Source organism: Streptomyces sp. NPDC090994, assembly GCF_044768905.1.
Lineage (GTDB): Bacteria > Actinomycetota > Actinomycetes > Streptomycetales > Streptomycetaceae > Streptomyces.
The window spans coordinates 420,849-431,335 of the sequence record NZ_JBIVWS010000006.1 but is presented as its reverse complement, the minus strand read 5'-3'; the positions used below and the strand labels follow the sequence as shown (position 1 = coordinate 431,335).

Here is a 10,487-nt window from a genome sequence, read left to right as displayed (position 1 = left end):
AGACTTCCTCCACACCTACAACCACCACCGCTGCCACACCGCACTGGACGGACACCCGCCCATCAGCCGCGTCAACAACGCTGCGGGTCAATACACCTAGCGCGTGTCTCTTTGATGGGTTGATCAGTTGATCGCATGTGCCTGTCCGATTGATGATCACCGATGCGATGTGGGACCGTTTCGAGCCGCTGATGCTGGCGGATCCGGTCCGCGGGCGGCGATGGGCCGACCACCGCCGCACTCTTGAGGCCATCGCGTGGAAGTACCGGACCAACTCCCCCTGGCGGGACATGCCCGACGAGCTCGGCTCGTTCAAGACCGCCCACAAACGGCTGATCAGATGGGCCCTCGACGGCACCTGGGAGATGATCCTCGCTGCCGTCCTGGCCGCAGCGGACGCCGACAACGACATCGACTGGACGGTATCGGTGGACTCCACGGTCGTCCGGGCCCACCAACACGCCGCCGGAGCACGCAAAAAGGGGCGGTCCACGGCGAGCCCGCCGATCACGCGATCGGACGTTCCCGCGGCGGGCTGAGCACCAAGGTCCACTTGGCCGCAGACGGACGCGCACGGCCTCTCGCCTTCACCGTCACCGCAGGCCAGGCAGGTGATGCACCCGCCTTCGAAACGGTGATGTCTCACATCCGCGTGCCCCGAAGAGGGCCGGGCAGACCCCGGACCCAACCCCAGGCCGTCCTGGCCGACCGCGCGTACTCCTCGCGCGCCATCCGCAGCCACCTGCGGCGCCGGGGCATCCATGCGGTCATCCCGCAGCCGTCCGACCAAGTCGGCCACCGCCTGCGGCGAGGCCGGCTCGGCGGCCGTCCGCCCGGCTTCGACGCGGAGGCATACAAGCAGCGCAACGCCGTCGAGCGGTGCATCAACCGGCTCAAGCAGTGGCGCGGCCTGGCCACCCGAACCGACAAGCTCGCGATCACCTACCAGGCCGCACTCCACCTCGCGGGCATCCACATCTGGACCCGGCGCTGACCAAAGAGACAGAACCTAGGGTTCGTGCCACGGGGCCGGACTCCGTCCACCCCAGCCCCACCGCAGCAGGAGGACCCCGACATGAAGCGCCGCACCCTCGTCGGCGGGATCGCCGCGGCCGCCGCCGCAGCAGCCGCGCCCGGCACCGCATCCCCTCGCCGCATCGGCATGAGCGACGTCAACCGACTGAACAAGCGCTTCGCCGAAATCATCGCCAGCGACCACCGCCACGGCGGCCAACTCGGCATCGAACAGCGGGCCGCCGCGCTCGCAGACGAGGCCCTGAACCTCCAGAACGCCGGCAGCGCTAGCCAGCGTGTACGCAGCAGCCTCTATGCCTCCGCAGCCGCCTTCCGCTCCTCGGCGATGTGGGCAGCCATCGACGGCCGGCGCTACGACATCGCCAAGGCGCACATGCGTGAGGCCCAGGCGCTCGCCGAGATGTCCGGCGACCAGGCGATCAAGTTCCGCATCTGGAGCCACGCCGGCACCATGTACCGCCACATGGGCCGACCCGCCGATGCATTCGCCGCCAACGACGTCGCCCGCAACCTGCACCTCACCCGCCGAGACCCCCTGTTCGCATCCCTCGGCCTGGCCCACCAGGGCGCCATCCACGGCACGGCACAGGACCGACACCGGCACCCGCCGCGCCTTCGAACAGGCGCAGGACGCCATGCTGCGCGCCGACCCCGCCGACTACCGGCCGGTGTGGATGCTCGCCTTCTACGACCAGGCCGAGCTGGACTCCCTGGCCCTCTCCGCGCACTTGGCGCTCGGCGACTACTCGACCGCTGAGTACCACGCCCACCGCTGCCTGTCCGCCCTCCGCCCCCACATGGTCCGGTCCCGCGCCATCACCACCACCCGGCTCGCACACGCCCAGCTCGCCCAGGGCGCCCCCGACGCCGCCACGGCCACTGCGATGAAGGTCTCTGCCGAGGCCGCTACCCAGCACGCCCGGGTCACGCGCATGCTGCAGGAGTTCGGGGCCGCACTGCGCGCCACCGCGCCGGGCAGCTCCAGCGTGCAGACCTGGACCGAGCACACCGCCACCTGGAGGATGACCGCATGACCACGGCGCCCGCCATCGAACTGCGCACGTTCACCACCCTGGACACCGCCCGCGGCGACCTCCTCGACGTGTACGCCGACGTGCGCGCTCCACTCCTCCACCTGCCGAACTACGCGGTCACCGCGTTCGGCGAGCGCCTGGACCGGCACGGCGCCGAGCCGGGGTTCGTCGCTGTCCTCGCATACGCGGACGGACATCCGGTCGGCTACGCCTACGGCAACACCATCGAGCACGGCGACCGGTACTGGCAGCGCACCAGCCCGACGCCGGCCGAGAAGTACACAGATCGTCCGGCCGTAGCCCTGAAGGAGATCGGCGTCCGGCCGGCCTGGCGGAAGACCGGCACCGCCCGGCGTATCCACGACGCACTCCTCGCCACACGCGACGAGCCGTACGTCACGCTCATGGTCAACCCGGCCGCTGGGGACGGAAAGGTCCATGCGCTCTACCAGTCGTGGGGGTACGAGGACATCGGACGAAGCCAGCCGTCACCAGCCTCGCCAGTCCTCACCGTGATGATTCGCGCCAGCCGCTAACTGGCCCGTCCGCGAGCGCACCCCCACCCCGGCACGAGGATCACTCGCCCCTTTGTGGGTGCATGCTCTGGTCTCGGTTTTGGTCTCATTCACCCACGTCCGGCGTCGTTCGAAGCCTCCTCCATCACTCGCTCCGCCGCAGGTCAGGACGCTCCTGATCAATCCCAGACCCCCAGATGAACATCGAGGATGACGTTGGCACTGAAATTGATCTTGCGCAGGCGTCCGGCTGACTTAGCGCCGGTTTCCAGTCGGCCGTCTCTCCCCCGCCTGCAGCGATAAGTCGGTACCGTGCCTATGGGCAGAGTGATCACAGCTTGGGGGAAGCCATGGATCCGACTCAGATAGGAATTCGGCTCGCGTCGAGCGCGATCGCTCCGCTGGTCAGGAAGCTGTTCATCTCTGACGGCACCGGGGCAGGGATGGTGGACAAACCCGTGCGGCTGTCGTCGCTCGTGTCCTTTCGCGGCGAGAAACGCACCCTGTCCGAAGCTGACCTGCGCAAGGTGGCAACTGAGCTGGTAAAACGTGCAGTACGTGCTGCAGGGCCACATGATCCACTGCTTGAAGATGAGCAAGAAGCTGTCGCTGAAGCGCTGACGCTGACCCTCCACAGCCTCGGAGATCTTGATCTTGACGACTTGCAGGCTGTGCAGTTGGGCCACCAACAGCTGGCGCATGCACTGTACGCCCAGGCCCGTGGCCCTGAACTCATTCGACTTCTAAGTACAGATGCTGTGCACGTGTATTCGAATGTGTTGCAGGCGGCCTGCCTGCACATCCTCAACTTCTTCACGCAGCGCTCGACGTTCATTCCACGGACACTTGTTGCGCAGAGCCGACAACTAAGCGAGCTGGTAGAAGCTGTCGATCTACTGGTGGAGCGCGTTCCCGCCCAATCAGCCGAGGACACCGAGTTTGAGGAGCGCTATCGAGCATACGTTTGCAAGAAGCATGGGCGGCTGACCATCTACGGTGTCGACCTCAACGAAACAGCCGAATGGCAGCTGGACAGCGCCTACCTGAGCCTCGGAGCCATAGCCAGCGAGCACCGCCACGCAGCTGAGAACACGGACGAAGACCGTTCAGACGCCCTGCGGGTGGAAACGTGGCGTCCAGTGCGTCAGGCGGTCGAGCATGCACTGGCCAACCACCAGTCCATCCTCCTGCGCGGTGCGGCCGGTTCGGGCAAAACGACACTCGTGCAGTGGCTTGCCGTCACCACCGCGCGGCAGTCAGAGCTGCACGGACAGCTGGCCTACCTGCTGGGGCGGATCCCCTTCGTGCTGCCCCTGCGCACGCTAACTCGGGAGGCAACCCGGCTGCCTGCCCCAGAGCATTTCCTGGAGGCTTCCGGCTGCCCTCTCGCCGGTTCGGCACCCAACGGATGGGCCCACCGCGTCCTTTCAGCAGGCCGCGGCCTGTTGTTGGTCGACGGCGTCGATGAGATCCCTGCGCAGGAGCGCGAGCAGGTACGTCGCTGGCTGCGAGATCTGTACGAGGCGTTCCCTGACAATCGGTGGCTCGTCACCTCCAGACCCTCCGCCGTGCGTCAACACTGGCTCGCCAATGACGGCTTCTTCGAATACGACCTCGCCGCCATGACCCGCGGAGAGGTCGAGTCCTTCGTGGTCCGCTGGCACGATGCAGCGGCGGCAGATGCCTTCCTGTCGGCTGCCCTATTGCAGGCTCTGCGTACCAAGAAGGATCTCGGCCGCCTTGCGGTGAACCCGCTCATGTGCGGACTGATCTGCGCCCTGCACCGCGAACGGAGAGGGTTCCTGCCTCTGAGCCGCAAGGACCTGTACGAGGCTGCCCTGTCCATGCTCCTGGAACGCAGAGACCGAGAGCGCGCGATGCACCGCCCCGGCGCGCTACTCCTGCCCAAGGAGCCCCAGATCCAGCTTCTCCAGAAGCTGGCTTACTGGATGATCCGAAATGGTCGCTCCGAGATGAGGCGCTCAGACGCTCTTGCAGTGCTCGCTGATGCCCTTGTCGCCATGCCCTACATCCAAGCCCCCGCGGAGGAGGTGTACCAATACCTGCTTCTGCGCTCCGGGCTCCTGCGTGAACCCGTCATCGGTGCGCTCGACTTCGTCCACCGAACCTTCCAGGACTACCTTGGGGCGAAAGCAGCCATCGAATCGCGTGACATCCCGCTGCTGGTGGCTCACGCCAACCAAGACCAGTGGGAGGACGTCATCCGGCTCGCCGTCGCGCACGCTCGGATGGACGAGCGGGCTGAGATCCTCGATGGGCTTCTCGCCCGGGGAGAGCAAGAGACCGATCATCGCACCCGGATGTACCTACTCGCCGCAGCTTGTCTGGAGCACTCGACGGAACTGCATCCCAATAAGCGGCGCAAGGTAGAGGACCACGCCCAAGACCTGGTCTCGCCGGAGGCATTAAGTAAGGGCAGCCATTACGACCTCGCCCAAGCAGGCCCTGTCGTCCTGGAATTCCTTCCAGGGCCCGACCAACTCGACGACGCTACGGCAGCCCAGGTCGTCACCGTCGCAGCGGCCATCGGGACTGACGCCGCAATCGGCGTACTCACACTGTTCCGTCATCACCCGGACCACGCCGTGCGCAGTGTGCTTGCCGGGGCCTGGTCCCGCTTCGACCCCGAGGAATACGCTTCGGAGATCATCGGCCACCTGAACCCAGAGGGCATCGCCTTCCCGGTGCACTCTAATGCGGCACTCGAGGCTCTCGTCGCCCTGGGCGGCCGTTCTCGCGTGGTAATCCACGGGAACCTCAACCTGAATCTACTGTCAGCAGTCCCAGACGACGTCGTGACCGAACTGACCATCAGGCGGGACACAGACTCAGACACGGGCGACCAGGCCGACATCGACCTCCACGGCCTGGAGCACTTCCGTCGGCTTGAGCGCTTGATCATCGCTCCGTGTCCGGGCTTCGTCGATCTCAGCCCACTCGCGCGCATCCCAACCTTGCGAGAAGTGGTGATTCGCGAAGCGGCCCTTGTGACCGGGGCCAGCAAGCTTCCCTACGCCGAAATCGATTCTGAGGTCGCGTGGGGAGATTGAGCCGTGGACGTCGGCTGATCCTCGCATGACGACTCTCGGCCATGTGGCCCGACATCACCTTGAAGAGCATCGCCCGGCAGGGACAACGTGGCTCTCTCTGGTCTCAGCTTTGGTCTCATTCACCCCCGTCCGGCACCGTCCGAACCTCCCACCATCATTCGCTCCACCCAGATCAGAACGCCCCTATCCCACCCCGGACACCCAGACGAACATTTGGAAAGCGTGTTGGGGGCAACCCCTCACGGGTTCGAATCTCGTATCCTCCGCAGCCGCCCACCAGGGCAAACGAAGGTCCCGACCGCTCAGCGGTCGGGACCTTCCTTGTTCCGTGGTTGCAGTTTTGGTCGCAGTTGCCGTGATCGGACCGGCACGGACTTCCGCGAACGTCCGAGGTCCGTGGTCAACGGTGACAGGTGGCCCGCTCTTCAAAGAGATCGAAGCCGCGCCGCATCATCGCGACGGTTCGGTCCGTGGCCCAGAACAGCACCTTGGGCGAGCTCGTGATCTGTGTGAGGTTCACACGCGCCCGGGTGTCGACGACGTTGCGCTCCAGGATGCTGAGCGTGCCGTAGATGTCGCCGTGCGCCAGCGAGCTGCAGCTGCTCCATACGACCTCGGCCTCGCCGGCACCCATGGGCGTCAAAGCACCCGCTTCGCGCACGATCTCCGAGTACGGCGCGGGCTTGAGTGCCTTCTTGGCCTCGTCGGGGTCCGTTCCCGCCCTGACAACGAGGTCCGTCAGCTGCTGCATCCGCACATCCAGGGGCCGTTTGGGCTGTTGCTGGATGAGCGCTCTCATGCGGTCGGAGTTCTTGTGCTCGCCGGCCTGCATGCAGAGTCGGCGCTGCACGCGTACGAGGCGCTGGCGGGGTCCGAGCATCCATACCGCGCGGGCGCTGTTCTCGAAGGCACCGCGCAGCAGCGAGTACTGCCCGTGGGTGTGCAACGTGATCGACACCGAGTTGTCCTGCGGGTCGCCCGCGAAGGTGGAGCGGAAGCAGTGGAGGTGGTCGACGGCCACGCTCAGGGCGTTCCAGGCGTTGTGGGACAGCTGATAGGGGTCGGTCTTGGCATCGTCACCCGCCAGGGCGCTGCCGGGCTGGACGTTCCACTGCTTGGAGTCGGACTGGGTGAGGCTCTCGTACGGCCGGGCGCTGTCCAGCAGCGCCAGTATCCGTCTGAGGTATTGGTCTTCCTCAGTGGTGGTTGTCACCTCATGAGCGTAAGGATGAGGCTCGCATCGATGCGCGGCATTTACACATGATGCCGAATCGTCAAGTTCGGAGAGCCGGGGCGACCTGGCGTCGATCGCGAGCAGGTCGCCCCGCCTCTCCAAGCGGGTCAGGTCGATGCGGCGGCCGAAACCAACTCGGCGCTACCGTCAGCAAGCGCGGCGAGGTACCGCTCGGCGTCCAGTGCGGCCTGGCAGCCGCTGGCGGCGGCGGTGATGGCCTGGCGGTAGGTGTGGTCAACAACGTCGCCGGCGGCGAAGACGCCGGGGAGGTTCGTACGGGTCGACGGTGAGGCGACCTGGAGGTAGCCCTCGTCGTCCAGGTCCAGCTGGCCCGTGAACAGCTCGGTACGCGGGTCGTGGCCGATGGCGATGAACAGGCCGGTGACGTCGAACCACCGGCAGCGTCGACCGTTTCCGAGGAAGCCGCGACCGTCGGCCTTTCAACGTAAAACGGGCTTCACCCGGCTCTGTGCACGTGCGAAGGCGTTGCCAACTGGACGTCCGACCGAGCCCCGCCCAACACAGCGACCGTCCGTGCACGTGCTCTGCGCACCGGTCTTTGCGCCACGTGCCCATAGCGTGCCCGTAAGAGCGGACAACCACGGTCAACAGCGCTGTGATCAGGCCGCACGCAATGGAGCCAGCACGACGAAGCAGCGCAGGTCAGCGTTCATCCGGGCGCGCAAGCGCCATCGCTTCCCAAGCTGAGGGCGCGAGTTCGATTCTCGTCACCCGCTCCATGAAGAAGGCCCAGGTCAGAGACCCGGGCCTTTTTGCTGTGCGCGGTTGTCAGGACGGGACACCTTCCAGTCCGCCGCCAACTGCCTCTCCGACGGCACCTCGTCACCCGCTCGCGGGTCGCCCCGAAGGATCTGATCCCGGATGTGGTGAGCGATCTGGAGACACTTCGGCTGCGCCTCCTCGATCTGCGGCACGTTCCCTCCTCGTCCAAGTGGCTATGGCCTCTGGCCAATATAGGGTGAGTGGTAAATACCAGAACCCGTAATGTTGACCACATGACGCGGTTGATCGTCGCAGCAGGAGGAGGGGGCGACGCAGTCGCCGCCGCAATGCTTCACGCCGCCCTGTACGGTGACGAGGACCAGGCGGTGATCCTCACGTACGCGTGGGACCGCCTACTGATCGACCCGGTACCGGGCCCGCGCGGCGCGCACGACTTCACCGGCCTGGAAGCCGTCACCCCGTCCGTGTGGTCAGTGCCGGCGACCGCCCGCCCAGTCGCTCCGGCAGGGTCGACGCTCCCCCGCCTCGCGTCCGAACTTCCACAGACACTCGCCCTGCTGGACCCCTCCCACGGAGTCGAGGGCGTGACGCGCCAGATGGAAGAACTGCTGGCCCACCTGGCGCCCGAGTCGATCGACCTCCTGGACGTCGGCGGAGACATCCTCGCCCGCGGCGACGAACCGACCCTGAGAAGCCCGCTCGCCGGCGCGGTGACGCTTGCCGCGTGCTGCCAGGTGAACGCCTCGGTCCGGCTCCTGGTCGCCGGCCCCGGTCTCGACGGCGAGCTGTCGGCGGAGGCTCTCCGTCCGCTGCTGGGCCCTGTCGTCCACACCCTCACGGCACAGGACGTGGCCCGGGTCGACACCGTCCTGGAATGGCACCCGTCCGAAGCCACGGGGATGCTCGCGGCGACGGCCCAGGGAACGCGCGGCATCTGCGAGGTACGCGACGCCGGCCTACCGGTGCCGCTCACGGACGAAAGCCCGCGTGTCCACGAAGTCGACCTGGACGAGGCCCTGAGCCACAACACCCTCGCCCGAGCCATCATGGCGACGACGGCCCTGGACGAGGTCGAGACCCACAGCCGCGAAATCTGCGGCTTCTCGGAGATCGACTACGAACGCAACAAGGCCCTGTGGTTGAAGGACCAAACGCCGGCTCCGCTCGACGAGGGGGCGGTACTGCGCCAGGTCGACGAGTTCGAGTCGGAAGCCCGCGCCCGCGGAGTCACGCACACGACGTTCCGCCACCTCACCGAGGTCCTCAACCTCAACGGCTCCCAGCGCAGCGACCTGCGCCAACTCCTGCTCACTAGACGCTCGGAGCAGTACGCAGCCCCACTCTGGCGCATCCCAGACGCCACCTGAGTTACAACCTTCTTTACTGGTTCAAGGCCCGCGCACGGCGCGGGCGCGCGCCGCCTCTGCGGCGCGCTACGTGCAACGGGCAAAGCAGGGAAGTCACCCGCGAGCCAAGAACATGCCTCCGACGGGGGCGCTCAGACTCCGAGATGGCGGGGGCGCCACTCGCGGGTGCCGGCCGAGGGTGGCGTGCGAGGGGAGCTCCCATCCCGTCTGCCGTCGACCCAGGCAGAGCCGAGCAGACGCGGCCCAGGGCGTCAAGGTCGTTCGTACAGTGGCGCGCTCCGCCTGGACGCCAGGAACCACGCCCGCTCCACGGTGTGTGGGTCGACGGCAGACGAGATGGGAGCTGGGGTAAGTGGTGGTTTCTGTGCGGAACCCGCGATCCGGGCAACCCTGATCTGACAAGATCTGACAAGATCTGATGATCAGTGATAGCTCCTGGGGGAGGAGACATTTGCCTGTCAACGCATGGTGGAAGGGTGACCCTGCCGAACGATTTTGGCTGGAGATCACCAATAGGCAAGACATCGGACACGATCTGCTCGCGCCAAAGGTCAACGACAGTGGCGCTGATTATTGGTCATATTCGCTAGTTCAATATGCCCGACCCGGCGACTTTGTCTTGCACTGGGACAAAAATCACGGTCCCGGTATCGTCGGTTACTCGCGTGTCGTAGGGGAGCCGTTCTCTTCTACGATTACATGGCAGAGCCGCGGTACGTATGGTCGTCAGCGCACCGCGTCCGGTCCCGAACCGGCATGGCAAGCGCCTCTCGGTGGCTACCAGCGACTCAAAGTACCTCTAAATCAGGAGCGCTTGCGGGCGCTTGAGCCTGCGATACGCCGGGTGCGAGCGCTGCTCGCTGCCTCTGTCGAGGGTCCGATTTACTTCCCATTCGCCATCTCTGAAAATCGACCCGTTAGAGCGGCTCAGGGATACCTGACCAAGTGGCCCCGGGCTCTCGTAGAGGCTATTCCGGTGCTATCGGAGCTACACCAGTCCGCCGCATCCGAACCATACGAGTCAGAGTCCTCGACGCGCATCCGGGCGTCCGGAAGGAAACCGAGCAGCAGTGGGTACGGACGGCAGCAAAACACTGCGCGTCGGAGAGCTGTTGAGCGTTATGCGGTAGACCTCGTGATGAACCACTATGAGTCGCTTAGCTACGAAGTTGCTGACGTAGGTGACCGATGCCCGTGGGACGTCACAGCCCGCCGCGACGGAACAGAGCTGCACATAGAGGTGAAAGGCAGCACGACTGAGCGGGAAGTCATCGACCTGACGGAAGGCGAGGTTCGCCACGCAGAGGACAGTTCCACATGCCTCATAGTCATAGACCGTATTGAGATCGACAGTGAGCTACACTGCTCAGCCGGCCGGTGGCGAGTCTGGCAGAACTGGACGCCGGCGCGTGATGCTCTGGTCCCCACGGCCTACCGTTACCCACTACCCAACGGTGGGATATCTGGCCCACCATCAGGGTGAACCG

General features: G+C 65.8%; 6 protein-coding genes and 4 pseudogenes. 7 read left to right on the top strand and 3 right to left on the bottom strand.

Going from position 1 to position 10,487, the window contains the following annotated elements; genetic code table 11:
• From ACIQR3_RS17010 to ACIQR3_RS16990, 5 genes and pseudogenes are all read left to right on the top strand, one after another.
• Positions 1 to 100: pseudogene (locus tag ACIQR3_RS17010) on the top strand (IS481 family transposase); the annotation flags it as partial.
• A 52-nt stretch (positions 101 to 152) separates the two neighbouring features.
• Positions 153 to 994, top strand: a protein-coding gene (locus ACIQR3_RS17005; RefSeq protein ID WP_403539258.1) for an IS5 family transposase whose coding sequence is annotated in 2 segments (ribosomal slippage) — positions 153 to 492 and positions 492 to 994 — 843 coding nt in all. Because the reading frame shifts where the segments join, the coding sequence is not laid out codon by codon here.
• 168 nt (positions 995 to 1,162) lie between these two features.
• Positions 1,163 to 2,069, top strand: a pseudogene (locus ACIQR3_RS17000) (hypothetical protein).
• The gene (locus tag ACIQR3_RS16995) at positions 2,066 to 2,605 is read left to right on the top strand and encodes a GNAT family N-acetyltransferase (RefSeq protein WP_403539255.1); all 540 of its coding nucleotides are present in this window, start codon (positions 2,066 to 2,068) and stop codon (positions 2,603 to 2,605) included. Before ACIQR3_RS17000 ends, ACIQR3_RS16995 begins: the two are co-directional and overlap by 4 nt.
• A 329-nt stretch (positions 2,606 to 2,934) precedes the next feature.
• On the top strand, positions 2,935 to 5,655 hold the full coding sequence (locus ACIQR3_RS16990) for an NACHT domain-containing protein (RefSeq protein ID WP_403539253.1): 2,721 nt from the start codon (positions 2,935 to 2,937) through the stop codon (positions 5,653 to 5,655).
• Positions 5,656 to 6,055: 400 nt separating this feature from the next.
• Here ACIQR3_RS16990 and ACIQR3_RS16985 read toward each other — a convergent pair whose 3' ends face one another.
• The 3 genes and pseudogenes from ACIQR3_RS16985 to ACIQR3_RS16975 form a co-directional block, all read right to left on the bottom strand.
• On the bottom strand, positions 6,056 to 6,868 hold the full coding sequence (locus ACIQR3_RS16985; protein WP_403539252.1) for a hypothetical protein: 813 nt from the start codon (positions 6,866 to 6,868) through the stop codon (positions 6,056 to 6,058).
• Positions 6,869 to 6,996: 128 nt separating this feature from the next.
• Positions 6,997 to 7,296, bottom strand: a pseudogene (locus ACIQR3_RS16980) (NAD(P)/FAD-dependent oxidoreductase); the annotation flags it as partial.
• Positions 7,297 to 7,680: 384 nt separating this feature from the next.
• A pseudogene (locus ACIQR3_RS16975) lies at positions 7,681 to 7,824 on the bottom strand (GntR family transcriptional regulator); the annotation flags it as partial.
• Between the two features lie 81 nt (positions 7,825 to 7,905).
• Between ACIQR3_RS16975 and ACIQR3_RS16970 the strand changes: the two are divergent.
• Complete coding sequence (locus ACIQR3_RS16970) at positions 7,906 to 9,000, top strand: DUF1152 domain-containing protein (RefSeq protein WP_403539249.1); 1,095 nt, start codon at positions 7,906 to 7,908, stop codon at positions 8,998 to 9,000.
• Positions 9,001 to 9,418: 418 nt separating this feature from the next.
• The gene (locus tag ACIQR3_RS16965; protein WP_403539246.1) at positions 9,419 to 10,483 is read left to right on the top strand and encodes a protein NO VEIN domain-containing protein; all 1,065 of its coding nucleotides are present in this window, start codon (positions 9,419 to 9,421) and stop codon (positions 10,481 to 10,483) included.
• Positions 10,484 to 10,487 lie beyond the last annotated feature (4 nt).

Bases quoted from the DNA above. Each gene is read 5' to 3' on its own strand.
- ACIQR3_RS16995 (WP_403539255.1), top strand. From the start codon at position 2,066: ATGACCACGGCGCCCGCCATCGAACTGCGCACGTTCACCACCCTGGAC.
- ACIQR3_RS16970 (WP_403539249.1), top strand. From the start codon at position 7,906: ATGACGCGGTTGATCGTCGCAGCAGGAGGAGGGGGCGACGCAGTCGCC.
- ACIQR3_RS16990 (WP_403539253.1), top strand. From the start codon at position 2,935: ATGGATCCGACTCAGATAGGAATTCGGCTCGCGTCGAGCGCGATCGCT.
- ACIQR3_RS16965 (WP_403539246.1), top strand. From the start codon at position 9,419: ATGATCAGTGATAGCTCCTGGGGGAGGAGACATTTGCCTGTCAACGCA.